The following is a 25,638-nucleotide window of genomic DNA, read 5'->3' on the forward strand; positions in this document are numbered from 1 at the left end:
TCCTCTATAAGTGTAGCTTCCTTCTTAGATGAACAAGCATCACTGCATAGTTTTTAGAAATCCCTTTACTATTGTATCAAACTTTTCCGGTTGTTCCACATGAATTGCATGGCCAGCACCATCAATTTTCACAAATTTCGCGTCAGAGATGCATTTTTCGATGTTTTTTAATATGCGAAAGAACTTTTCATCATGCTCCCCGTTCATTAAAAGAACAGGTATTTTTAAGTTTTGCAGCTCGTTCCACCATGAAGGCTGAGCCCCTGTTCCCATGCCGCGCAAGCTATTTGCAATTCCTTTTGGATTGTTAGCAAGTCTTTCTTTTCGCACTGCTTCTTGTACGTTTTGTGCTAAACGTTTTTGCGTTTCAAACAGCGGAATATTTTCCCACATCGTTACAAAACTATTGATGCCTTCTCGCTCAATTTTATCGGCAAGTCGCTCATCTTTTTCACGACGTTCTTCTCTCTCATCTTCCCTTTTGAGCCCAGCTGTACAATTTTCTAATAAAAGAGAATGTACATATTCTGGATATAGACATGCCATCGTAATCGCCAGTCTACCACCCATTGAATAGCCAAGTATGTGCGCTCTTTCAATATGAAGGTAATCTAATAGTTCTTTCATTTGCAATGCTACATTTCGAATATCATAGTGAGTTACATCTTCAGGACTTTCCGTTTTTCCGTGCCCCACAATGTCTACTAAAATGACTTGAAACTGCTCACTCCAAGAAGGAACGAAGGAACGCCACGTTTCCATGCTTCCCGTAAAACCATGAAGAAGTAGAAGTGGTTCCCCGCTTCCGACTACTTCATATTCATACGATACACCTTGCAGCGTTACGTTCATTTTGATTCACCTTGCAACGATGTAGTAATTACGTCCTGCGTTTTTGCCCATAATTTACGGTGCAATGTTAAGTTTTCATCACGGTTCGTACAAATTTCTACAACGTGTAAACCTTCCGTCGTCGTTCCTTTTTGTACCTCTTCTCGGAATTGCTCCCAACCATTTACACGGCTAAATGAACCGCCGTACATTTTGACAACATGCTCATAATCAAGTCCAATTGGCGTTCCAAATAATGATTCGAAATGTTCCTTTTTCTCATATTGTGGTAAGAATGAGAAAATACCGCCACCATCATTGTTTACAACGACAATCGTTATATTTAATTCATGTAATTTTGCGGCTAATAATCCGTTTAAATCGTGATAGAATGATAAATCACCAATAACTAATACGAGCGGATCGCAAATAATACTCGCTCCTAAAGCTGTCGAAATGATGCCATCAATCCCATTTACACCACGGTTTGCCATCACTTGGATATTTTTATCCGATGTGAAGAAGAATGAATCTGTATCACGAATTGGCATACTATTACTCGCAAATAATGTTGCCCCTTCTGGTAGTACGCGGACGATATCCGTAATAACTTTCCCTTCAAATGCAGTTTCATATGTTTCCATTTCACGAAGCGTTTCCTTCGTTTTTTCGTTTATATGTTGCCACATTCCGAACCAATCATTCTTTTTCATAACTGGCAGTTTTTCTATTAATGCACTGCAAAATGCAATATCACTTGCTTGGACAACTTCTGTCGCAACGAGAGCTGGATCTCTCCATTGTCCAGATTCGTCAACAACGATATGAACAGCTTTCGTCTGTTTTTTGATGAATTGCGTTAATGCTTTCGAAACAGGCATCCCACCAAAACGAATCATAACTTCTGGCTTCCACGTTTCTTTTAACAGCTCATTTCGTAAAAATGTATCGTAACAGTCGATTACCATCGTTTTATCGTGATGTCCGCTACGAATTTTAGAAAGTGGATCCGCTAATATTGGATATCCCGTTTTCTCAGCTAGTTCTGCCGCAAACGCTGCGATTTCTGAATGACTATCATCTCCACAAATAATAAGCCCCTTTTCCATATGTGAAAGGCGCCCTACAAGAGAATCTACATATTCACTCGGCATCATCACGTTCCCTTGCTGAACTACTCCTGTATATTCCCCGCGTCCTTTATCCCATAAACTTTCTAATGAGAAATCTGGGATAAGCGGCTCGCGAACTGGAAAATTAAGATGAACAGGTCCTTGCGGCGCTAGAAGTGCGCTTGCTATCGTGCGCTGCGTCGTCATGCGAGCATAATGATACATCGCTTCACTCGCTTCTGGAAGTGCCATCTCTGTAAATTGCTTCACAAATGTACCGTATAAATTGAATTGATTCATCGCTTGTGGCGCACCAACATCTCTTAATTCATGCGGTCTATCTGCCGTTAAGACGATAAGCGGCACTCGTGAATGAAAAGCTTCACATACAGCTGGATAATAGTTTGCTGCTGCCGTTCCTGACGTACATAATAATGCAACAGGGCGTTTTTTTGCTTTTGCGATACCGAGCGCAAAAAATCCCGCTGATCTTTCATCTACATGTAAATATGTGTTCATTCCTTCATGTTGTTCCATTAGTAGAGCAATCGGTGTTGACCGTGAGCCTGGACTAATGACAACATCACATACATTTAGACGCGTCAGTTCATCCACGAACGCGCCTAAATAATATGATAATGCTTCTATATGATTGTTCATTTCATTAATTCCTCCAAAGCACCAAGCATCGGTCTAAACTTCAAGCTTGTTTCTTCATATTCAAGTTGCGGTACTGAATCAATTACAATCCCGCACCCAGCAAATAAGGATGCTTTCGCGCCATTTAATAATCCGCAGCGAAGTGCAACCGCAAATTCACCATTTCCTTCATCATCTATCCAGCCAATCGGTGCACCATATAACCCTCTGTCTAACAATTCAACATCACGAATCAGTTTCATCGCTTCCAAACGAGGTGTCCCGCCAAGAGCTGGTGTTGGGTGTAATTCTTCTACCATTGTTAAAAGACTTGCATCGCCTTTTGCCTCTACAGGCGTATATAAATGAATTAAGTTTTTCGTTGTTAATAAGCCCGGACTTTCCGGAATATTAACAGATTCGCAGTGCTCATTTAGTACTCCTCGAATCATGTTCACAACATAACCGTGTTCAGCTAAATTCTTTTCATCATGAAGAAGCGCATTACTATTTCGTTTACTTTCTTCTATAGATTGACCATGACCAGTTGAACCAGCAAGACACATCGAAGTAAACTTCTCATCTTCTTTGCGAATTAATCTCTCTGGCGTGGCTCCTAAGAAGCATGCTCCTTTATAATCAAAAGAAAATACGTAACAATCTGGTTGCCCAATGCGAAGTGCTTCTAAAACAAGAGCAGAATCAATATGATGATCCATTTCTACTTTTAGCTCCCTCGCTAATACAACCTTCTGCACGTTCCCCTGCTTCATCTCATCTTGCACTTTCTCAATGGCCTTCATCCAGCCTTTCGGATCTACTTCTACTTTAGAAGTAACTGTTAATTTCAATCCTTCGAGTGCACGTTTACTCTCCCCAAAAATTTTCTCTTCTAAAGAAACAATTTCGTTATAAAGAGTTTCTGCACAATCAGTTGCTGAAACGAATGTATTCATTGTTAACCATGCTTTTTCATTTTTTACAGTTAATAAAAATGCTGGTAGTGAAAATGTCGTATCATCAAATTCTTTCCATAAGTCGGTTTTCTCTTTTTCTTGGTCAAATGAAAATCCACCAAATAAAAGAGGACCTGTTCCAAATTCGTATCTTTCTCTTTGTACAAATGCTTTCTCTTTTACTTTATCCCACTCGTCACGGGCCGTTTGAAAGCGTTTGTTAGAAGAAGTTGCTATAGTGAAAACAGAGCCAATTCCAGCAAATATTACATGCTGAGCTGGGTCTGCAAAATAACATCTATTTTCGAATGAAATCCTTTTTCCTGCTGCATAAAACAGAAGCGGATCTATCCAGTCTATTTGTTTTACGAAGCTAACCAATATTTTTTCATCAGTTGCACGCTTAATGGCTGCACTAAGAACTTCTTGCAAGCCTATTTGTTTCGTTTGAATCACAATTGTCTCCCCCCTATGGGCGAAAAATAGTCATAATTACGCTTGATTTTAAGATACACCTCAAACGAAAGGCCTGTCAACGTTTAGCATTTCTGAGAAATTCACCTTCTCTTCCTAGAAAATAAACGTTGACACTAAATGATGCTTTTTCTACACTTAGTTGTGTACAATATGTGACCAAAGGAGGATTCAACATGGAAATGAACGTCGAAACGAATTCCTCTCCTACGGCGCCAAAGCCAAGTAAGCAAACCGGCTGGCGCATTTGGTGGAGTTTACTACGTCCCCATACATTAACAGCAGCTTTCGTTCCTGTTTTCATCGGAACAGCCTATGCGATGCAGGTCGGAGGTATAAATCAAATACATCTCCCTCTTTTCCTTATGATGCTTCTCGCTTGTCTTCTCATTCAAGCAGCAACAAACATGTTTAATGAATACTTTGATTATAAAAGAGGACTCGATCACGAAGGGTCAGTTGGTATCGGCGGCGCTATCGTTCGCGATGGCATTCAGCCAAAAACGGTGCTTAACTTAGCATTTGGATTTTTCGGGATCGCAATACTATTAGGTGTTTATATTTGTATGAATTCTAGCTGGTGGCTTGCTGCAATCGGTCTTGTTTGTATGGCCGTTGCTTACCTTTATACAGGTGGCCCACTTCCAATTCCCTATACACCATTTGGAGAGTTAACAGCCGGATTATTTATGGGTGTCATTATTATTGGGATTTCATTCTTTATTCAAACTGGAACTGTAACATCAGAAGTCATTTTATTATCTATTCCAAGCTCCATTTTAATTGGTGCCATTTTACTAGCTAATAACATTCGTGACTTAGATGGCGATAAAGAAAACGGTCGTAAAACGTTAGCAATTCTCGTTGGACGCGAAAGAGCCGTTGGTGTACTTGCTTCTATGTTCATCGTTTCTTATATTTGGACAATCGCTCTGATTATCGTTAACATCGTATCACCATGGATGCTTATCGTATTTTTAAGTGCACCGAAAGCATTGAAAGCGACGAAAGGCTTTATCGGCAAAAGTATTCCAATGGAAATGGTACCTGCGATGATTGCAACAGCAAAAACAAATACAATCTTCGGTCTCCTCATGGGAATCGGATTATTGCTTGGATATTTCCTATAAAGTGAAACTTTAATCAACTGCCCGTTAATGCGGGATAAAAAGGAGCTGCTGACGTGGCTCCTTTTTCATATACCAATTTCAGCTCATAATTCCTACTCTCAACGCTCATACTATGTAAAGAAACTGAATTGTAGGAAGGTGGACGACTATGTTAACTCCACAACAAATAAATCAATTTAAATCTATTTTAGAAAAACAACAGCAAGAAGTTGAACAAGCAATACAAACTCATGAGAATACAGATCGTGCTTCTGAACGCGATTCTGTTGGAGAATTATCTAGCTATGACAATCATCCAGGTGATATGGCTACAGAATTGTACGAACGTGAGAAAGATTTCGGGCTCATCGAATTTTGGCATAAGCAGCTAGAAGATACAAAACATGCCCTGCAAAAAATTGAAGAAGGTACGTATGGAATTTGCGAAGTATCTGGCGAAGAAATTCCGTTTGAAAGATTAGAGGCAATGCCAACCGCTACAACATGTATTCAGCACACTACAAATAAATTAAATATGAACACGCGACCAGTTGAAGAAGAGGTGTTGGCTCCTTCTTTTCACAAGCACGACGAAGATCATTCTGTAGAATACGATGCTGAAGATGCATGGCAAGATGTCGCAAATTATGGGACATCAGAAACACCGTCCGATTTAGAAAGACAGGATTCCAAAAACTATAATGGCATGTACGTAAATAGTGAAGAAAATGTTGGGTATGTAGAGGATTTCGAAAATTTTATAGGAACAGACATGTATGGCAAAAATCCTCAAGTTTTCGCCACAGAAGAACATGAAGAGTATGAACAAATGCTTGATGACTTTGAAGAGCGTACTTTCAAAGGCGAGTTATCTTCAAATGAATCTAGCTCCAAAGAATAAAAAAAGCATTCCGAAATTCGGAATGCTTTTTTTCGCTAGCTAATTAGTTTTTTGTAACGTTAGCTGCTTGTGGTCCGCGGTTTCCTTCAACGATTTCGAAAGAAACTTCTTGACCTTCTTCTAAAGTTTTGAAGCCGTCGCCTTGGATAGCTGAGAAATGTACGAATACGTCTTCTCCGCCTTCAACTTCGATGAAGCCAAAACCTTTTTCGCCGTTAAACCATTTAACTTTACCTGTTTGCATGTCATGTACCTCCTAAATAAAAATGAAACTATGAATCCACATGAAAAGGTGGATATAAAGGACATGAATGTATAACAAGCTTACAGCCTTTAATACAACGTGCTTTATTTCCGTACCACATTATGTAGCTCAATAGTGTTTTCACTATATCATGCTATGTCGAAAACGTCAAATGAGAACACTTTCAACCCATCGTTTTTTATAATCCTAGTATAACCTTAAATTTTCATTCTATTTTTATTAAAAAATTAACAAATCTACAGTATTCTAATTCCTTTGATTTCTGTACAATATAATTACTACATATGATGAGGTGAAAAAATGCAAGCACATGAAATCGAATATAAATTATATGGCGATGATATGCAGTTTGTTGAAATTGAATTAGATCCAGAAGAAAGCGTTATCGCAGAGGCTGGCGCAATGATGATGATGGAAGATCATATCGAGATGGAAACCATTTTCGGTGATGGTTCTGGCCCATCTAGTGGTCTATTCGGTAAATTAATGGGCGCTGGTAAGCGTCTTGTTACAGGTGAAAGTATGTTTATGACTGTCTTTACAAATACAGGTCATGGCAAGCGCCACGTATCATTCGCCGCTCCTTATCCAGGAAAAATCATCCCTGTTGATTTAACACAATATCAAGGGAAAGTCGTTTGTCAAAAAGACGCGTTTCTTTGTGCAGCAAAGGGCGTTTCTATCGGAATTGAGTTTACGAAAAAAATTGGAACTGGTTTCTTCGGTGGTGAAGGTTTCATCATGCAGAAACTTGAAGGTGATGGACTCGCTTTCATGCATGCAGGAGGAACTGTATATAAGCGTGAATTAAAACCTGGCGAAAGACTTCGCATCGATACAGGTTGTCTCGTTGCCATGACAAAAGACGTTAACTACGATATCGAGTTCGTTGGAAAAGTAAAAACAGCTCTATTTGGCGGCGAAGGTTTATTCTTCGCAACGTTAGAAGGTCCTGGAACGGTTTGGATTCAGTCCTTAACACTTAGCCGTTTAGCAGCACGCCTTACAAGCCCAGCAGCTCAAAACAGCGGTGAAGGCAGCGTTTTAGGCGGACTTGGACGTTTATTAGATGGAAAAGAGTAAACAGTGCCCTTATGGGGTGCTGTTTTATTTTGGCATGATTCGTCCATAAGTCACTATAATTTCATCCACTAATTTAAATACGCGATACAAACTATTTGCCCTATCCAAAAGAATGAATCAAGTCCCTCACTGCATATATTGAACTATACCTTTTCTTAAGGAGGGCTTCCTTAATGCGTACTCCTTTATCCTTCGATAAAGATACTGCCATATTGTTAGCTTCTTGTTGTGAGTTAACGTATGAACAATATAAACAAAATGGGATTTTCGAAATACCGGATGGTTTTCAATATGTACAAGGCTTTCAAGGAAAAACCATTCAAACGACAGAATGGTTCGGATTCATACTAGAATCTGAGGATACGATTATTGTAGCTTTTCGCGGGACACAAACAGATACAGACTGGATTATCGATTTACTCGTTAACCAAAAACCATACCCATATGCTTTAAACAGCGGGAATGTCCATAACGGCTTTCTTTCCATTTATGAATCTTGTCGAGATTCTATTATGGATATGCTCGTATCACTACCAGCCCATAAAAAACTTCTTGCAACAGGTCATAGCTTAGGTGGCGCGCTCGCCACACTACATATACTCGATGCGCGTATCAACACCGCCTTCGCACAGTACGGTCTTTATACATTTGCCTCTCCCAAAGTGGGCGATATTGCATTTCGTAATTATTATAAACTACAAGTAGCTAGTAGCTTTCGCTTCGTTAATTTATTTGATGTCGTTCCTCTTCTCCCTCCGCGCAATGTCCATTTTAATGAACAAGACTGGGAATATGCACATGTTCATCACAACATGACTTTTACAAAAAACACAAAATCTATTACAAATAATCATGCCATGACAACATACAAAACATGTCTGACTTCTCATTTTTAACCAGTAAACATTTGGAAATCATATATCCTTATACTATAATAATATATGAAGTTATTTTGGGATGAGGGGACCTTACATGCTAAAATTTATCTTTGCACTTTTTCTCATTGTAATTTTTACGTTTACGGGTTTCTTTACATTTTCATACTTTGCGACTGGAGAATATGATGGAACAGGTATCATGTATACTGCCATCCCATTTCTTTCTTAAGCCAAAAAAGAAAACCGAGCTTAATAAGATTAAGCTCGGTTTTTCAAACGTTTATATTCCTCTTTTAAAAGTGAATACACTTTGTCTCCATGAATAAAAGTCCCTTCAAAAGGGACTTTCACTTAATACTGTGTAACCGCATTACCAATACTCCAAATCTCATTACTATACTGTAAAATCGTTCGATCACTCGCAAAATGACCAGACTGTGCAATATTTAAAATCGACATTTCTAGCCACTTCGTTCGGTTTTCATACGCTCTACCAACAGCTTCTTGCCTTTCCGCATATGGACCAAAATCTCGCAGAACGAAGTATTCATCATTTTGAATTACGAGAGAATCATAAATCGCTTCAAATTCAGCTCCCGACTGTGCAAAGAAACCATTCGTTAACTGATCTACTACTTTTTTAATATGCATATTGTGGTGATAATAATCACTTGCACGATATCCACCATTTTGATAGTAATGAAGAACCTCTTCCGCTGTTAAGCCAAAAATGAAACAGTTATCATCACCGACCCGGTCTTTTATTTCAACATTAGCTCCGTCTAACGTTCCGAGTGTAATCGCACCATTCATCATAAATTTCATATTCCCTGTTCCTGATGCTTCTTTACTCGCAGTTGAAATTTGCTCACTCACATCCGCAGCTGGGAATATATCTTCCGCTAAAGACACTCGATAGTTTTCTAGAAAGATAACTTTCATATATTGGCTTACGTACGGATCATTATTCACTTTCCTTGCGAGTTCATTGATTAATTTAATAATTTTTTTCGCATAGTAATAGCCAGGTGATGCTTTCGCTCCAAAGATAAAAGTACGCGGATAAAATGTAAAACTAGCATCCTCTTTCAAACGGTTATACAAATATAAAATATGAAGAACGTTTAATAGTTGTCGTTTGTAAGCATGTAGTCTTTTTACTTGCACATCAAAAATAGAATTAGGATCAATTGTAATCCCCATTTTATTATGAATACGCTCCGCTAAAATCTCTTTACGCTCTTGTTTTACCTCTGCAAATTTCTCTTGAAAACTCGCATCATATTGAACTAATTGTAGCTCTTGAAGCTTAATCGGTTCTTTCTTCCACTCTGTTCCAATCGCCTCCGAAATAAGGTTCGTCAGCTGCGGATTCGCCTTCATTAACCAGCGTCTATGAGCGATTCCATTCGTTTTATTATTAAACTTATCTGGATAAAACTCATAAAACAATCGCATTTCGCGTTGCTTTAAAATTTCCGTATGAATTTTTGCTACACCATTTACGCTATGGCTACCGACAATTGCTAAATGAGCCATTTTCACAAGATCATGCGCAATAATCGCCATCTCTTCAATACGATGCCATTCATATGGATAACGTTCCCAAAGTTCATGACAGAAACGTTCATTAATCTCTTCAATAATCATATAAATTCTCGGTAATAACGGTTTAAAAATGTGAATTGGCCACTTCTCAAGCGCTTCTGATAACGTCGTATGATTCGTATAAGAAATCGTTTGTGTTATTATGTGCCAAGCTTCTTCCCATGCTAGTTTTTCTTCATCTAATAAAATACGCATTAGTTCTGGAATCGCCAAAACTGGATGTGTATCATTAATATGAATCGCAATTTTCTCATGTAATTGACGAAGGTCACCATATCTTTCTCTATGCATACGAACGATATTTTGCAAACTTGCTGATACGAGGAAATACTGTTGCTTCAAACGAAGTATTTTCCCCTCATCATGCGTATCATCTGGATATAAAAACTCCGATACCGCCTCTGTTTCACGCTTATATTTCAAAATATCTTTGCAATTTTGCGGGAAAGGAACTGGTTCAGCATTCCAAAGTCTGAGTGTATTTACAGTACTCGTCTCATAACCTACTACTGGAACGTCATATGGTACTGCCATAATCACTTCTGCATTCGTATGCCTGAACTCTAAACGCCCGTCAATGTATAGCGGTTCAACATTGCCGAAATAACTTACTTCTACAGCTTGATCATGCCTCCTTACTTCCCATACGTTTTCATGAAGAAGCCACTGCTCTGGAAATTCAACTTGATAACCATCAACAATTTTTTGATCAAATAAGCCGTGCTTGTAACGAATTCCACAGCCATGACCTGGTAAGTTTAAAGATGCAAGTGAATCAAGGAAACAGGCTGCTAATCGTCCAAGTCCACCATTTCCAAGACCTGCATCTGCTTCCACCTCTTCTAACTGTTGCAAAGAAATCCCAAGCTCAGAAAGTCCTTGCTCACATACATCCCTGATGCCTAAATTTAATATGTTACTTCCAAGCAAACGCCCAAGTAAAAACTCAATGGATAAGTAATACATTTGCTTTTGCTCTCCAGACCGATAACTTTCGTTCGTTGCAATCCATTGACTATTCATATACTCACGTACCATGTACCCAAGCGTATTGTATTGATCACGAGTTGTAGAGTCTTTAAAACTTTTACCATACATCGTCTCTAACTTTTCTAGAAAAGCTGATTTGAAACTTTCAACATGAGTAAACATTTCTTCACCACCTACATGTTATTCCATGAGACTTTTATACAATTTCTTATAGGCAAGAGCTGATTTCTCCCAGCTATAATCTTCAGTCATCGCTTGTTTTACAAGCTGCTCCCATACCGGTTTATCATGATAAAATTCAATCGCACGAAGAACCGTGTGCAACATGTCATGCGCATTAAAGTTCGTGAAACTGAAACCATTTCCTTCTCCAGTTTCTTCGTCATAAGATTGTACAGTATCATTTAATCCGCCTGTCTCTCTTACAATCGGGATTGTACCGTACGCTAATGCGATAAGTTGTCCAAGTCCACACGGTTCAAATAGTGATGGCATTAAGAATAAATCACTTCCCGCATACACTTGGTGGGCTAGTTCTTCATTAAATCCGATATACACTTTTACCTTCTCAGGATACTCGTATGCCATCCACTCAAAGAATTGTTCATATTCAGAATCACCTGATCCTAAAATAATACATTGCACATCTTCCTCCATTATTTCGCGGAATACAGTACGTACTAAATCAAGACCTTTTTGCTTCGTTAATCTCGTTACCATCGAAATAATTGGCGTATCTTCTTTTTCTGGCAAACCAAAATAACGCTGCAAGGCGCGTTTATTTTCATTCTTTTCCTCTAATGACTCTGCCTCATACTGAGCAGTAATATACGAATCTGTTTCTGGATTATATACGCTCGTATCAATTCCATTTACGATGCCGCTAAGCTTACCATTATTTTTTCGTAACAACCCATCTAACTTCTCACCGAAAAACTCATATTGAATTTCCTCTTTGTATGTCGGGCTAACCGCTGTAATTTGATCAGAAGCAATAATTCCGCCCTTCATAAAGTTCACATTTCCATAAAACTCTAGCTGCTCACTATGAAAATATTCATCACCAAGTTCTAACAAGTCGTACATCACTTCAGGAGGAAATACACCTTGGAACTGCAAATTATGAATCGTATACACCGTTTTAATATGCTCATATAATGGATTATCTTGATACTTTTCACGCAGTAAGAAATTCACCATAGCTGTATGCCAATCGTGGCTATGAAGAACATCCACTTCAAAATCAAGATGCGGAATACACTCTAAAACTGCTTTCGAAAAATAAGAAAAACGCTCTCCGTCATCATAATGACCATATAGAGAATCTCTCTTAAAATAATATTCATTATCTATTAAGTAATACGTAATCCCGTCTTGCTCACCTTTTAAAATTCCGCAATATTGATTTCTCCACCCAAGCGGGACGTTAATTACTTTATGTAACGTACATCCATCCCTTAATTTTTGCGGAATAAGACTATAATTTGGAAGTATAATGCGAACGTCCACGCCTAGTTTTTTTAGCTCTTTTGGGAGCGCACCTGCTACATCAGCTAATCCTCCCGATTTAACAAATGGTACACATTCTGATACTGCAAATAAAATATTCACTTGTTGTCCCACTGCACGAAAAGCTTATACGACTTCCCTTGCAGCTTCCTCCCTTCGAGTTTTCATTTGAATGAATGCTTTAATCAGTGGAGGAAAAACCCCCACTGATTCTTTTAAGAATAACTATTAATCGTACTGTTTTGAATGCTTCCTTTTTCTACAACATATGGCTCATCGGCGTTTCCTTTTAGTACAACACCGTCACCAATTTTCACGTCTTTATCAATAATAACACCGTCTATTATACAATTATCTCCAATTTTGCTCTTTTGCATAATAATGCTATTACGAACAATTGAGCCTTTTCCAATTTTAACAGAACGGGAGATAACACTATTTTCTACTTCTCCTTCAATAATACTGCCGTTTGCAATCATTGTATTTTTCACGGCTGCACCCTTCAGGTAACGAGTTGGTGGTTCATCTTTTACTTTCGTAAAGATCGGTGCTTCTTTCTTAAATAATTGCTTCCAAATAGCAGGTTGCAAAATTTCTAAGCTATGTTTATAGTAACTTTCAATTGAATCAATAATAGCTACATATCCTGTATGCTCATACGTAGCAATATGCAGTGATTTTCCGCGCTTTTCTCTCACTACATCAAATAAACTGTATTGCTCCACATCTTTATATGTCTCAAATAAATCTAACAATAATTGTTTCTTTAACACGTATGTTTGAAGCGAAACCCCTTCATGGCAAACTTCAGTAATATCAGCTGCCGTATGTATATGTCGCTCTAACACAGCTTGAAAATTTAATGCTGTTACGAGATGGCTATTCGTAATAACAACGTATTCTTCTCTAGCTCTTAAAAAATAATCAATATGTCTTCTAAAATGTGCAAAAGACCCAAATTCATCTTGGTCACATTGGCAATTTGGCGGGAATAAAAACAGTCCGTCTCTTTTTCTATCTAAATCCCACTGTTTTCCTGAACCAACATGGTCCATTAGTGAACGGTTTTTATGACTTGTAAAAACCGCTACACTATGAATATTAGAATTCACCATATTTGAAAGCATGAAATCAATGAGTCGATAACGGCCCCCAAATGGTAACGCCGCTAATGAACGATGCCCTGTTACTTTCTTTAAGGAAGGAAAACTTCCCGTTGCATTAATAATTCCTAACATTTTTTCTCCCATTCATTTCATCCCCCTTTTCTATTTCCCTTCAGCAATGAGTACTACATCGTCGACATTTTTTTCTGGACGAATAATTGTTCCATCTTCAATAACCATTTCCGATCCAACAATCGCTCTTTCAATCACAACATTTTTACCAATCTTCGCTCCTGGCATAACGACAGAATCAATAACCATACTACCTTCTTCCACCGTCACTCCTTGGAATAATACAGAATGCTTCACGTCCCCTTCAATGACGCATCCTTCGTTAATAAGTGATTCTTCTACTTTTGCCTTTTCTGCAATATATTGAGGTGGCTCATTTGGATTTACAGAATAAATACGCCAATTACGATCGTTTAGATTCAGCGATGTTTCATCGCGAAGTAAATCCATATTCGCTTCCCATAAGCTTTTCACCGTTCCAACATCTTTCCAATATCCTTCAAACGGATACGCCATCAGCTTTTTCCCTTCATCTAATAAAAGCGGAAGTACATCTTTTCCGAAATCATTACTAGATTCAGGATTTCTTGCATCCATCTCTAAATACTCTTTCAAAATTGCCCAGTTAAAAATATAAATTCCCATTGATGCAAGATTACTTCTTGGAAATTGCGGTTTCTCTTCAAATTCAACAATCTCCATCTCTTCGTTCGTATTCATAATACCGAAACGACTCGCTTCATCCCACGGCACTTCAATAACAGAAATCGAAACGTCCGCTTCTTTCTCAATATGGTAATCTAGCATTTTACTGTAATCCATTTTATAAATATGGTCGCCTGATAAAATCAGAACATACTCTGGTTCATATTGGCTTAAATAGTTTAAGTTTTGATAAATGGCACTTGCTGTACCTGTGTACCACTTCACACCTGAAGACTCCGCATAAGGAGGTAACACTGTGACTCCACCGCTTACTCGGTCTAAATCCCAAGCATTGCCGATTCCGATATAATTATGAAGTTCGAGTGGTTGATATTGCGTCAAAATCCCAACCGTTTCAATACCAGAATTCGCACAGTTACTTAGCGTAAAGTCAATAATGCGATATTTACCACCAAATGGAACAGCTGGCTTGGCTAAATTTTTTGTTAATGCACTTAATCGACTACCTTTTCCCCCTGCTAGTAACATTGCTACGCACTTTTGCTTTTGAGCCATCTTGTTTTTTGCTCCCCTTTCTCGTCTTCACTGGTCGTAATATGGATACGCCAAATGGTGGAATTGTAATTTCTACATGTGCCGCTTGATTATGATACGGTTCTTGAATCGTCTTGAGACGTTTCTTATTCACTTGCCCCGATCCGCCATATTGCTCAGCGTCACTGTTTAAAATCTCGTTATAATACTCGAAATCTGGCAAACCTACTTTATAGTTTTCATATGTAGCTTTCGTAAAATTACATACGACAACTAACGCATCTTCTTGTTTATCCCCTTGGCGGATAAACGAGAAAATACTTTGCTCATGATTATTAGCATCTATCCACTGAAATCCTTCAGGTGAATGATCAAGCTGCCAAAGTGGTTTGGAGCGCTTATACAATGCTATGAGCTCTTTAAAGTAATCATGCATATAACGATGCATTTCAAAATCATGTAAATTCCAATCTAAATCTTCAAGGTCTTTCCACTCATCAAACTGCCCGAATTCTCCACCCATAAAGAGTAATTTCTTACCTGGATGAGTAAAGAAATATCCATATAATAAACGAAGTTGAGCAAACTTATCCCAGTAATCTCCTGGCATTTTATTTAATAACGACTTTTTCCCATGAACGACTTCATCATGAGAAAGCGGTAATATGAAATTTTCAGAGTAAGCATATATTAAAGAGAACGTCATTTTCTCATGAATATACTTCCTATACTCAGGCGCACACTCCATATATTTCAGCACATCATTCATCCAGCCCATATTCCATTTGTAATTGAACCCAAGCCCACCTTCATACGTTGGAGCTGTTACAAGTGGCCAAGCTGTTGAATCTTCTGCTGTCATAAGAAAATCTTCATCTTCTGCAAACACCGCTTCATTTAACTCTCGTAAAAATGAAACAGCGTGCTCATTACTTTGTTCTTGTCCTTCTTTATTCCAGTACAGCATATTCGCAACTGCATCCACCCTGAAACCGTCAATGTGGAAATACTTCATCCAAAATAACGCATTTGAAATTAAGAAATTACGTACTTCCCTCTTCCCTAAATCAAAATTAACAGTTCCCCATACTAGGTTTTCTTGTACATCTATATCTTTATATTCATAAGTCGGTGTCCCATCAAACAAATATAAACCGTGAGCATCTTTACAAAAATGCCCCGGCACCCAATCTAAAATGACACCGATTCCATATTTATGACATTCATCGACAAAATACATCAAATCATGTGGCGTGCCGAATCTACTTGTCGCTGCATAATATCCCGTCCCTTGATATCCCCAAGAACGATCATATGGATGCTCAACAAGCGGCATAATTTCAATATGTGTAAATTGATGTTCCACCACATACGGAATGAGCTCCTCGGCCATTTCTCTATAAGAATACAGAGCGCCATCTTCTTTCTTTTTCCAAGAACCGAAATGTAATTCATAAACTGTCATCGCTTCTTTATAAATCGATTTTTTCTTTCTCTTACGAATCCAGTTTTTATCATTCCATTCATATCCCTCTATATCAAAAACTACAGATGCCGTATTTGGTCTTACTTCTGCATATACTGCGTAAGGATCTGCTTTTAAAATAACGTCACCATCCATCGTTTCAATCGCATACTTATATATCTCATTCTCTTCAATATGCGGTACAAACAAGGACCAAATCCCCTCTTCTGTCACTTGTAGCATCTTATGTTGCTCATAATCCCATTCATTAAAATCTCCAACAACACTCATTGCTTTCGCATGAGGAGCCCATACTGTGAATCGTACACCTCGCATCCCATCTTCCGTCACAATATGTGCCCCAAAGATGTTATAACTGTCATAGTACTTTTCTGTATGAAACTCATCTCGTTTCACTTCTTCACAATTTATTACATCCAATATGTTCACCTCACTAAGATGACAGAAATTTTTTACTCTTTATCATTTCTGCGAAAAACTGAAATATCCTTGTTATTTTTTAAAAAATATTCGTTTTTTTCTTTAATTTCGCTTAAAATATTCAAATTTACTGTGTAAAATATCGAATTTTGACGAATATCCATTGCAAACGCTTCATTTCCTACTAGGCTTTCATCCTATTATTTATTTCTCAACCTTTATTTCATTAGATTGATTCTATTTTACTTGCTATTTATCACTTAAAATCACAACAAAATAATCTGTCATAAAAAAATGTTTCTCAACATTTTTTGTCACAATTTCATTGAAATGGAAAATTCATAAGCATATACTTGTTCTCAATAAAGAACTACGAACTCTCGCAAATATAATTCATACTGAAACACTATGTTTACTCTGTCCATGCTCCAAGAAAAAGTTTGATAAAAAATTAAATTAGGAGGCTTTCTTATGTCATTAAAACAAAAGGTTGGAATGGGAGTTGTCACAGCTTCACTTGGCTTATCCCTTACATTCGGCGGTGTATTCGCCTATTTCAGTGATTCTGAAACATCTAGTAACTCATTTCAAGCTGGTACACTAGATCTTTCTATTAACCCAAGTGTAATTGTTAATGTGAAAGATTTAAAACCAGGTGATTTGATTGAAAGAAACTTCAAGCTTGAAAATAAAGGAACATTGCATATTGCAAAAGTAGCACTTGAAACATCCTATGAAGTTACAGATGCAAAGCAAAATAATGATGGTGAAGATTTAGGCGATCACATCATCGTCAAATTTTTAGTGAATGATGGAAAGCCATCTAATCCAAACGATGATCATGAAATTTTGTGGGAAACAAAATTATCAGAATTAAAAACTATGAAACCGGAGGATGTAGCTACTTCTCTAGAACGTCATAACTTAATAGATGGTATTAAATCTGGTGAAACAGATTATTTACACGTTCTCTTCTCCTTTGAAGACAACGACCAAGATCAAAATAAATTCCAGGGTGATTCCCTGCAGCTAAACTGGACATTTCATGCAGAACAAACACCAGGCGTGGAGAAATAATTTTTAAAATATAAATTATCGGAGGCCTATATATGAAAAAGAAAAATCGTTTTGTTACCGGAATTGTGACGGCTGGCGTTCTATTTTCAACTGCCCTTCCGTTCAATGTACTTGCTGAAAACCCTATTAACCAAATTGACTCTTCAAACGCCCAGTCTTTACTATCAAAACTTTCTAAAGAACAGCGCCAAGCATTACAAACGTTAGATGCCAATCCTGGTTTTACTATTTCGCCAGATATTAATACGAGTAGTTCTGAACCAGTAAATATCATTGTAGAATTTCAAACTGCTCCAGTAAAGATTAATGAATTAAAACAAAAAGAAAAAGGATTACAAGCTGCTCCTGAAAATATAAAGGCACGTATTGATCAAGAACATGAGGAATTCCAAAAAGGATTAAAACGCCTTTATCAATTCAGCCCATCAGTAAAATCAGGGAATTTCCAGTCTGTACTAATTAAACGTTCTTATAAGCACGCTATAAATGGTGTTGCGCTAACGTTACCTGCAAATACAGTTGAAGAATTGTTACGCATTGGCGTTGTAAAACGTATTTGGAAAGATTACGAAGTGAAATTAAATTTACCAAAACAAGCAGAGCAGAAAGCACCTCAAAAACTAACAGATAGCATTCCCCAAATTGGGGTAGATAAGTTACATAGCGAGGGCATTACCGGAAAAGGAATTAAAGTTGGTGTACTAGATACAGGTATTGATTACAATCACCCTGACTTAAAAGACGTGTATAAAGGCTATCGCGCAAAATCGGGTGAGGATTCTAGTAAGGTAGACCCAAACTCCGTAAAAGGTTGGGACTTTATTAATAACGATGCAGATCCGATGGAAACAACTTATACAGAGTGGCAACAATCTGGCGCTCCTGAATTTGATGATCGTGGTTCTTCCTTCTATACTGCGCATGGTACTCACGTAGCAGGTATCGTTTCTGCTCAAAAGAAAAATAAATCAGATTCCGCAGTAAAAGGTGTTGCACCTGACATTGAACTGTATAACTATCGTGTACTAGGTCCTTACGGAAGCGGCGATAGTTCTGGTATTATTGCTGCAATCGATAAATCTATTTCTGACGGTATGAACGTCATTAACTTATCGTTAGGTGACGATAGCAACAATCCGCTTGATCCAACGTCTATCGCTGTCAATAACGCAATGCTTTCGGGCGTTGTTACAGTCGTTGCTGCCGGGAACTCTGGCCCAAATCCAGCGACACTTGGGTCACCAGGCGCTTCTCCATTTGCTATTACAGTTGGAGCAAGTGATAGCTCTATTTCCTTACCGAAACTATCCGGTCATGCTGGGCAATTACAATTCCCTAACCTAATTTTATTCGGCAAAAACTTCACTGATAAAATAGAGGATTTCAAAGGACAATCTCTCCCTATTGAATCTGTAGGAATCGGTACTCCTGACGAGTTTAGTAAAAAAGATGTAAAAGGAAAAATCGCTCTCGTTGCACGTGGTACAATCTCGTTTGATGAAAAAATCGCAAATGCGAAACAAGCTGGTGCAAAAGCAGTTATTATTTATAACAATGTGGATGGAGAAATTCCTTACTATATTGGCGAAAGTACAAAATACATTCCAGCATTCCGCCTAACGAAAGAAGATGGCGAAAAACTAAAAGCTCAAATTGAACAAGGCAAAACATCCTTAACTTTCGATGAAATAAATTATATTCAAACAGAAGGCGATCATCTTGCAGACTTTAGCTCACGCGGCCCTGTTACATCAAATGATGATATTAAACCTGATATTACAGCGCCTGGTGTTGCGGTACTTTCAACAGTACCTGAATATATTAACGACCCGCAAGAAGGTGAAAACTACGATGTTTCCTATGAACGTATGCAAGGAACATCCATGGCATCTCCTCATATCGCTGGCGTTGCTGCTCTTATTTTGCAAGAACACCCAGAATACTCTCCATTCGATGTAAAGGCATCTCTTATGAACACAGCTGATGATTTAAAAGAAAAGTATTCCGTATATGAAGTTGGAGCTGGACGAGTAGATGCTTATAACTCTGTTCACACGGAAACAAGTTTTAAAGTGTTAGATACGACAAAAACAATTGTCAATGATGAAGTGATTGAAGTACCAGACGAAACTGGATCCATTGCATTCGGTAAATACTATCAAAAAGACGGGGAATCCATTGAACAAAAACGAAAAATTAAAATTGAAAACCGCAATAAACAAGAGAAGAAAGAATTTAAAACAGAAATTTCTTATACACCAGCTTCTTCTGCCATTAATGACGCTACCGCAAACGGTGTAAAAATTTCTACTTCTGAAACAATTACGATTGATGCTGGTAAATCAGATGAAATTGAAGCAAAAATTAATATTCCTGCTGGTGCAAAGCAAGGCCGATATGAAGGATATATTCATATTACAAATACGAAAAATAAAGAAGAAACGTATCAAATTCCGTTCTCTATTCGTGTGTCAGAGCCTGGTATTGAAAATGCACTATTATCAAGAAAAACAATCTCAACTGATACATCTACATTCAATCCATACCGCGAATCATATGTTCACGGGGCGTTCCAATTAAATAGCGAACTTGAAACGTTAGATCTTATCGTGAAAGATTCCAAAACAAATAAAGCACTTGGCTTCATCGGAACATTAAACACGAGTGGATTAAAAACAGATGTGTATTACTATTTAGATTCATTCTTTAACGGCAGAGTGTATCCTTTTACAAATGATCCTGCAAAACCAATTGGTGATGAAAAAATCGACTTACCAGAAGGAGATTACACAATTGAATTTGTTGGCTACGATAAAGCCGGGAAAGCACGTGTGAAAGGTGATTATGTCGTAATTGATAATACACCGCCAGAAGTGAAATTAACTGGATTACAGCCTGGTATTTATGAATTAAATGAAGAAAACTATACAGTAGAAGACGGTAAAAAAGCACTATGGGTTAAAGGAAATGTATATGATTCTAACGTTGACTACTTAAGAGGAAAAGGATTAAACATTACGCAAGAAGCGAACGGCGTTATGTACTATGACTATTCTCCCTACTTGCACAAGTTTTTACCTATTACTGAAAATGGTGACTTTAAAGTTGGTATTACACCTGATTCCTTTAAAACTGAAGGTCCAATGAACACAGGCGTATATATTTTCGATTATGCAACTGCAGGTCCTGACTATCCAAGCGGTGTAAATAACTATTGGTTTATTCCGCAAGGTGCTCAATATGCAAAAGCTAGTTATGATAAAAAAGAATTATATAAAGATGATGAATTCACTGTGACACTAAACGCCAAACATGTGAAACAATTTGTATCTGGAGAATTTAACGTAAAATTCCTAGAGAAGAACTTCAAATTTGCAAATGCGAAATTGAATCCTACTTTTGAAAAACTCCTTTCTGAAAAAGGGGTAACCGCAAAAGTAAATGAGCCGAAACTAGAAGAAGGTTCTGTTACAGTAGGCGGAGCTATCGATGATAAAAACTTCGCCGGATTAGATGGTGACTTCCCGTTCATTGATGTAACTTTCAAGGTAGAAAATGATGAGTTTTATGAAGCAAATGCTCAATTAGATTTACCGGTGTTCGTTTACTGGAAACAAGGTGAATCAGAGCCAAGCAGAATGCGTGTGCTTCAAGATCAAACATTCTCAGTTATGTCTTTAAACTCAAAAGTAGAAGGAAATATTAAACCTGGTGCATTCTTAAATGAACGTGGATATTTAGATGAGAAATTTGATTATACAAAGCTTGGTGTAAAAGTATATGCAACAGATTCTTACCGTCATAAGTTTGAAGGCTCACTTGATAAATACGGTTACTTCAAATTGAATGGACTTCCTGTTAATAAACGTGATTATAACTTATACGTGGAGGTTCCAGGACATTTAACAAGCCGACTAACTACAAAACTAGGTACTGAAAAAGATGGTAAACTACTTGGTCAATATTATTATGCACGACCTGACGAAAACCTTGCTGGCGATGTAAATGCTGATAAAGTAATTGATATGAAAGATGCTGAAATTATCGCTAGCAACTATGGTAAAAAAGGACTATCTGTGAAAGACGGCGACCTTAACAAAGATGGCATTGTCGACGAAAAAGATATTCGTTTCGTTGAAAAGAACTTCTTGAAAAAAGGACCAGATGCATCTAAATCACAAATACCTGTTGAAAAATCAAAAAGCGGTACACTGGCAGATATTTTAAAGAAATTAGGATTAACACCTAAAAAATAATAATAAAGAGCACTCTATATAAAGTAGAGTGCTCTTTTCTATAAACGACCCTTATCCAGCAAAAGGGGTATATTGGGGATATACAAGGGAAACCGGAAAAGGAATTTATATTAAATTATATAAAAACTCAGAGGTAGGAAGCAGTTTCCCGCCTCTGAATTATTTAGCAATTATTATAGTACTGGTGCCATTGTTTCTTTTAATACTTTTACAGAATGAGCGAATTTCGCTTTTTCTTCTTCATTTAGCTCAAGTTCTACGATTTCACGTACACCTTCGCGGTTAATAACAGCTGGAACACCTACGAAAGCATCTTTCTCACCATATTGTCCTTCAAGGTATGCAGATACAGTTAATACGCTGTTCTCGTTGCTTAAGATTGCTTTAGTTACACGAAGTAGTGACATACCGATTCCGTAGTAAGTTGCACCTTTACGCTCGATGATATGGTAAGCTGCATCGCGTACATTTTCGAAGATTTTATCTAAGTCTTCTTGTTTGTACTGTTCGTTGTTAGCTAAGATTGTTTCTAGTTTTTGTACACCGATAGTAGCGTGGCTCCATACTGGAAGTTCAGTGTCACCGTGTTCACCAACGATGTAAGCATGAACGTTACGTGGATCTACATCTAAGTAGTCACCTAACATGTAACGGAAACGAGCAGAGTCTAAAGTAGTACCAGAACCGATTACGCGCTCTTTTGGTAAACCAGATTCTTTCCAAGTTACGTAAGTTAAAATATCAACTGGGTTAGTTGCGATTAAGAAGATTCCATCGAACCCGCTATCCATAATGCCGCGAACGATTTGTTTAAAGATCTTTGTATTTTTCTCAACTAAGTCTAAACGAGTTTCACCTGGCTTTTGTGGTAATCCAGCAGTGATAACAACTAGATCTGCATCTTTACAATCTGCATAGCTACCGCTCCAAACTTTTGTTGGTGATGGAGAGAATGGTACCGCATGGCTTAAGTCCATTGCTTCCCCTTCTGCTTTTGCTTCATTAACATCTACTAATACGAATTCTTCAGCTACACCTTGGTTGATCATTGAGTAAGCGTAACTACAACCTACAGCTCCTGTTCCTACTAATACTACACGATTGATACCTTTTTTCATGGTAATTTCCCCTCTCTATTGTTCACATATATTTTTTATGATTGTTTAAGTAATTAATTAAAATACTAATTTAATGTTGTTTAACTTCTTTACATTCATATTGTAGCACGTATTATTGTGAATTACTTCACAAATTATGGCCTATTTGTGAACTTTTTCACATAGAGTGTAAAGTTGATGGAATAGGTGTGGAATCCATCTCAATGGAGACGTTTTCTTTAGATTGTGAAAGGGATTTTCTTATGTTTTTGTCGGTAAGTGAAATTATATCAGCGATTTTTTAAATATATGGACCGTAACTCCAAATATATCAGCGATTTTTGCAATATATCGACTTACCGACAAAAACCGACAATGATAACAGCATAACAAACGCCATCCTTTCTGTATATTTCTACAAAAAGAATAGCGTCTTTTGATTATATGGATACAAATTTATCTTAGCTGGACAGCGATGTTTTTTCCATACACGTCAAATTAACATACCGTCACTTATTAACAGTCAATAAACATGTGAACCTAGCAAAGCTCTTTAATTATTGTAGCAACACAGTCGTTTTTAAATCTTCAGCACCTCCATTTTTTAATGTATCATTTAGATCACTAAGATACGTAGGTTCAATTGTTAAGGATTTTGGAGGATTATCCATTGGTGGAAGAGCTAAAACAATATGGTGTCCGTATAGTCCCGTGCTACCAACTTGCAAGCTGACTCCTTCGTAGATTTTTCCTTTATCATCAGTTACGGTATAATCAAGTGCTGGCCAGCTATCATTAGCTTCCATTTCTTTTGGATAATCAAAGGTCAAATCAATCCTCGTTGAAAGTGAAGAAAAGGTTACTTGATTTACTGTTAATGCATATAAATTATCTTTCGTTGATGTTTTTATATTAGGAGTGAATTTATGAATCTCACCTTCAACTTTTGTAAGAGGAAATGCTACGTTCCATATTCCTGTTTGTTCAAATAAATCTTTCCCATGGACGGAAACATCAATTTTATCACCAAATTCACCGTAATTAGCCAGAGTAAATTCATGCTGCTCAATAATGGTGTTTTGTCCTTTTGACTTCTGTGAAGTAGAACCAATTGCAGCTCTGACTTCTTTCCCATTAATGGTTATATAACTAAATCCAGCTTTCTCTTCATTACTTTTGGAAATAGGATTCTCTCCTTTGTATTCCACCGTGACCACTAAACGTCCACCATCGTAAACAGCTTCTTTCACATTCATCGTTAAACCACTATGACTATCTCGTCTCTCAATTGATGTGGCAAGCTCATCCTTTTCAATTTTATCAGAAGCAATATCATTAAATTGTGCATAAATGGAGCCTATAACTGGAACACCCGATAATGTCTTTGCCATGGTAGGAGAAATGAATCCAAAACCTAAGAGAGAAACACATATTCCACAAGCAATAAGACTAGAATACTTAATTGTTTTTTTTCTACGGTACTGATTTTTCTTAGCTTGAAGCATGGCTGTTTTTTCTCTTTGAATTAACCGATCTTCTGGTATAGGAATATCATTGATATGGTGATTAATTTCTTCTTTATTCATAACTATATCCCTCCTTTAAAATGGGGCGTAAGGCTTGCTTTGCTCGATGTAATTGAGATTTTACCGTTCCTTCTGGAGAATTAAGAACCTCAGCAATTTCCTTAATAGATAAATCGTGATAATACCTTAATAAAATAATGGTTTTGTAAGTAGGATCTAAGAAATTAAATGCCTCGGTTAAATCCAGCGATTGCTCTAATTTATTCATGCTCTCTTCTGTACATAAATTAGATAACATTTCATCATTCACAACAAATTGTCTAGAGGACTTTCTTACAAAATCAATGGATTTAAAAACAAGAATTTTAGTAATCCAACTTTGAAATTTCTCCGGCTTTTTTAATTTTCTCAATGAAAGATATGCTTCATAAATTGTTTCTTGGTATATATCCAGTGCATCTTGTTCATTTCTTACATAAGAATAGGCTGTTCGATATAGCTTTGGGCGAACAAAAGTAATAAGTTGTTCAAATGCTTGATCATTTCCTCTTGTTGCTTGGTTTACTAGATAGGCTATGTCCATTTTTATTTCTTCCTCCCTTTACTAATATAGTCGAATGAGAGAATAAAAAGGTTGCAAAAATAAATGCATATATATAAATCTCCTACAACTTATTGCAATAATTACTATCAAGCATTAAAGACACAAAAAACCCATAAAAAAAAGCAGACTATCCAAAGTCCGCTTTTACACAACAAAAAAGAGATAGCAGATTATGCTATCTCTTTTAGTATGACCCGTACGGGATTCGAACCCGTGTTACCGCCGTGAAAGGGCGGTGTCTTAACCACTTGACCAACGGGCCAATTCTGGCAGAGAAGAAGGGATTCGAACCCTCGCACCGCGTTCGCGATCTACTCCCTTAGCAGGGGAGCCCCTTGAGCCACTTGGGTACTTCTCTATAATATGGCTCCGCAGGTAGGACTCGAACCTACGACCGATCGGTTAACAGCCGATAGCTCTACCACTGAGCTACTGCGGA

At 37.5% G+C, this 25,638-nt stretch carries 19 protein-coding genes and 3 tRNA genes; 7 read left to right on the plus strand and 15 right to left on the minus strand.

The genetic code is table 11. The features are described from left to right. Positions 1-39 precede the first annotated feature (39 nt). The 3 genes from menH to JDS99_RS19795 are packed head-to-tail and all read right to left on the minus strand — an operon-like array spanning position 40 to position 3,994. Positions 40-852: a 2-succinyl-6-hydroxy-2,4-cyclohexadiene-1-carboxylate synthase gene (gene menH, locus JDS99_RS19785; protein ID WP_199695573.1), complete on the minus strand. Its 813-nt coding sequence runs from the start codon at positions 850-852 to the stop codon at positions 40-42. Next, entirely contained in the window at positions 849-2,603 is a 1,755-nt protein-coding gene (menD, locus tag JDS99_RS19790) for a 2-succinyl-5-enolpyruvyl-6-hydroxy-3-cyclohexene-1-carboxylic-acid synthase (protein ID WP_199695574.1), read from the minus strand. The genes menH and menD overlap by 4 nt, the downstream gene beginning before the upstream one ends. Beyond that, positions 2,600-3,994, minus strand: a complete 1,395-nt coding sequence (locus JDS99_RS19795; RefSeq protein WP_199695575.1) for an isochorismate synthase — start codon at positions 3,992-3,994, stop codon at positions 2,600-2,602. Before JDS99_RS19795 ends, menD begins: the two co-directional genes overlap by 4 nt. 194 nt (positions 3,995-4,188) lie before the next feature. On the opposite strand from JDS99_RS19795, the gene JDS99_RS19800 reads away from it, so the two are divergent. Both JDS99_RS19800 and JDS99_RS19805 read left to right on the plus strand, forming a co-directional pair. After that, complete coding sequence (locus JDS99_RS19800) at positions 4,189-5,142, plus strand: 1,4-dihydroxy-2-naphthoate polyprenyltransferase (protein ID WP_199695576.1); 954 nt, start codon at positions 4,189-4,191, stop codon at positions 5,140-5,142. A 148-nt stretch (positions 5,143-5,290) separates the two neighbouring features. Continuing rightward, positions 5,291-6,022 (plus strand): yteA family sporulation protein, encoded by a 732-nt coding sequence (locus JDS99_RS19805; protein WP_199695577.1) that lies wholly within the window; start codon positions 5,291-5,293, stop codon positions 6,020-6,022. A 43-nt stretch (positions 6,023-6,065) separates the two neighbouring features. Here the strand turns inward: JDS99_RS19805 and cspD are convergent, their stop codons facing one another. Next, on the minus strand, positions 6,066-6,266 hold the full coding sequence (gene cspD, locus JDS99_RS19810; protein ID WP_001193052.1) for a cold-shock protein CspD: 201 nt from the start codon (positions 6,264-6,266) through the stop codon (positions 6,066-6,068). Between the two features lie 321 nt (positions 6,267-6,587). On the opposite strand from cspD, the gene JDS99_RS19815 reads away from it, so the two are divergent. From JDS99_RS19815 to JDS99_RS32415, 3 genes are all read left to right on the plus strand, one after another. Then, a complete protein-coding gene (locus JDS99_RS19815) occupies positions 6,588-7,370 on the plus strand; it encodes a TIGR00266 family protein (protein WP_001147830.1) in 783 nt (260 codons plus the stop codon). Between the two features lie 173 nt (positions 7,371-7,543). After that, entirely contained in the window at positions 7,544-8,266 is a 723-nt protein-coding gene (locus tag JDS99_RS19820; RefSeq protein WP_199695578.1) for a lipase family protein, read from the plus strand. A 76-nt stretch (positions 8,267-8,342) separates the two neighbouring features. Next, entirely contained in the window at positions 8,343-8,477 is a 135-nt protein-coding gene (locus tag JDS99_RS32415; protein ID WP_255543213.1) for a hypothetical protein, read from the plus strand. Between the two features lie 122 nt (positions 8,478-8,599). On the opposite strand, the gene glgP is transcribed toward JDS99_RS32415, so the two are convergent. The 5 genes from glgP to glgB form a co-directional block, all read right to left on the minus strand. Next, complete coding sequence (glgP, locus tag JDS99_RS19825; protein WP_199695579.1) at positions 8,600-11,008, minus strand: glycogen phosphorylase; 2,409 nt, start codon at positions 11,006-11,008, stop codon at positions 8,600-8,602. Positions 11,009-11,026: 18 nt separating this feature from the next. Then, positions 11,027-12,457 carry a glycogen synthase GlgA gene (gene glgA, locus JDS99_RS19830; protein WP_199695580.1) on the minus strand — a complete coding sequence of 477 codons (1,431 nt, stop codon included), beginning with the start codon at positions 12,455-12,457 and terminating at the stop codon, positions 11,027-11,029. 113 nt (positions 12,458-12,570) lie between these two features. Continuing rightward, positions 12,571-13,605 carry a glucose-1-phosphate adenylyltransferase subunit GlgD gene (gene glgD / locus JDS99_RS19835; RefSeq protein WP_000504142.1) on the minus strand — a complete coding sequence of 345 codons (1,035 nt, stop codon included), beginning with the start codon at positions 13,603-13,605 and terminating at the stop codon, positions 12,571-12,573. A gap of 18 nt (positions 13,606-13,623) precedes the next feature. Further along, the gene (glgC, locus tag JDS99_RS19840; protein WP_000057613.1) at positions 13,624-14,754 is read right to left on the minus strand and encodes a glucose-1-phosphate adenylyltransferase; all 1,131 of its coding nucleotides are present in this window, start codon (positions 14,752-14,754) and stop codon (positions 13,624-13,626) included. Next, a complete protein-coding gene (gene glgB, locus JDS99_RS19845; protein ID WP_060486611.1) occupies positions 14,702-16,639 on the minus strand; it encodes a 1,4-alpha-glucan branching protein GlgB in 1,938 nt (645 codons plus the stop codon). The genes glgC and glgB overlap by 53 nt, the downstream gene beginning before the upstream one ends. A gap of 471 nt (positions 16,640-17,110) precedes the next feature. On the opposite strand from glgB, the gene JDS99_RS19850 reads away from it, so the two are divergent. Then, positions 17,111-17,716, plus strand: coding sequence for a CalY family protein (locus JDS99_RS19850; protein WP_088064688.1), 606 nt, complete (start codon positions 17,111-17,113; stop codon positions 17,714-17,716). 32 nt (positions 17,717-17,748) lie between these two features. Beyond that, positions 17,749-21,972 (plus strand): S8 family serine peptidase, encoded by a 4,224-nt coding sequence (locus JDS99_RS19855; protein ID WP_199695581.1) that lies wholly within the window; start codon positions 17,749-17,751, stop codon positions 21,970-21,972. A gap of 173 nt (positions 21,973-22,145) precedes the next feature. On the opposite strand, the gene JDS99_RS19860 is transcribed toward JDS99_RS19855, so the two are convergent. The 6 genes from JDS99_RS19860 to JDS99_RS19885 form a co-directional block, all read right to left on the minus strand. Continuing rightward, the gene (locus tag JDS99_RS19860) at positions 22,146-23,090 is read right to left on the minus strand and encodes an L-lactate dehydrogenase (protein ID WP_060632710.1); all 945 of its coding nucleotides are present in this window, start codon (positions 23,088-23,090) and stop codon (positions 22,146-22,148) included. A 536-nt stretch (positions 23,091-23,626) separates the two neighbouring features. After that, entirely contained in the window at positions 23,627-24,655 is a 1,029-nt protein-coding gene (locus tag JDS99_RS19865) for a DUF4179 domain-containing protein (RefSeq protein ID WP_088064690.1), read from the minus strand. After that, positions 24,648-25,178 carry a sigma-70 family RNA polymerase sigma factor gene (locus JDS99_RS19870; protein ID WP_088609422.1) on the minus strand — a complete coding sequence of 177 codons (531 nt, stop codon included), beginning with the start codon at positions 25,176-25,178 and terminating at the stop codon, positions 24,648-24,650. The genes JDS99_RS19865 and JDS99_RS19870 overlap by 8 nt, the downstream gene beginning before the upstream one ends. Positions 25,179-25,389: 211 nt before the next feature. Further along, positions 25,390-25,461 (minus strand) — tRNA-Glu (locus tag JDS99_RS19875). 5 nt (positions 25,462-25,466) lie between these two features. Next, positions 25,467-25,557, minus strand: a tRNA-Ser gene (locus JDS99_RS19880). A 6-nt stretch (positions 25,558-25,563) separates the two neighbouring features. Next, positions 25,564-25,638 (minus strand) — tRNA-Asn (locus tag JDS99_RS19885).

Source organism: Bacillus cereus group sp. N6 (assembly GCF_016483705.1).
Classification (GTDB): domain Bacteria; phylum Bacillota; class Bacilli; order Bacillales; family Bacillaceae_G; genus Bacillus_A; species Bacillus_A wiedmannii.

Coding starts and splice junctions, on each gene's coding strand:
- menH (WP_199695573.1), bottom strand. CDS start 852: ATGAACGTAACGCTGCAAGGTGTATCGTATGAATATGAAGTAGTCGGA.
- menD (WP_199695574.1), bottom strand. CDS start 2,603: ATGAACAATCATATAGAAGCATTATCATATTATTTAGGCGCGTTCGTG.
- JDS99_RS19800 (WP_199695576.1), top strand. CDS start 4,189: ATGGAAATGAACGTCGAAACGAATTCCTCTCCTACGGCGCCAAAGCCA.
- JDS99_RS19805 (WP_199695577.1), top strand. CDS start 5,291: ATGTTAACTCCACAACAAATAAATCAATTTAAATCTATTTTAGAAAAA.
- cspD (WP_001193052.1), bottom strand. CDS start 6,266: ATGCAAACAGGTAAAGTTAAATGGTTTAACGGCGAAAAAGGTTTTGGC.
- JDS99_RS19815 (WP_001147830.1), top strand. CDS start 6,588: ATGCAAGCACATGAAATCGAATATAAATTATATGGCGATGATATGCAG.
- JDS99_RS19820 (WP_199695578.1), top strand. CDS start 7,544: ATGCGTACTCCTTTATCCTTCGATAAAGATACTGCCATATTGTTAGCT.
- JDS99_RS32415 (WP_255543213.1), top strand. CDS start 8,343: ATGCTAAAATTTATCTTTGCACTTTTTCTCATTGTAATTTTTACGTTT.
- glgP (WP_199695579.1), bottom strand. CDS start 11,008: ATGTTTACTCATGTTGAAAGTTTCAAATCAGCTTTTCTAGAAAAGTTA.
- glgD (WP_000504142.1), bottom strand. CDS start 13,605: ATGGGAGAAAAAATGTTAGGAATTATTAATGCAACGGGAAGTTTTCCT.
- glgC (WP_000057613.1), bottom strand. CDS start 14,754: ATGGCTCAAAAGCAAAAGTGCGTAGCAATGTTACTAGCAGGGGGAAAA.
- JDS99_RS19850 (WP_088064688.1), top strand. CDS start 17,111: ATGTCATTAAAACAAAAGGTTGGAATGGGAGTTGTCACAGCTTCACTT.
- JDS99_RS19855 (WP_199695581.1), top strand. CDS start 17,749: ATGAAAAAGAAAAATCGTTTTGTTACCGGAATTGTGACGGCTGGCGTT.
- JDS99_RS19860 (WP_060632710.1), bottom strand. CDS start 23,090: ATGAAAAAAGGTATCAATCGTGTAGTATTAGTAGGAACAGGAGCTGTA.
- JDS99_RS19865 (WP_088064690.1), bottom strand. CDS start 24,655: ATGAATAAAGAAGAAATTAATCACCATATCAATGATATTCCTATACCA.
- JDS99_RS19870 (WP_088609422.1), bottom strand. CDS start 25,178: ATGGACATAGCCTATCTAGTAAACCAAGCAACAAGAGGAAATGATCAA.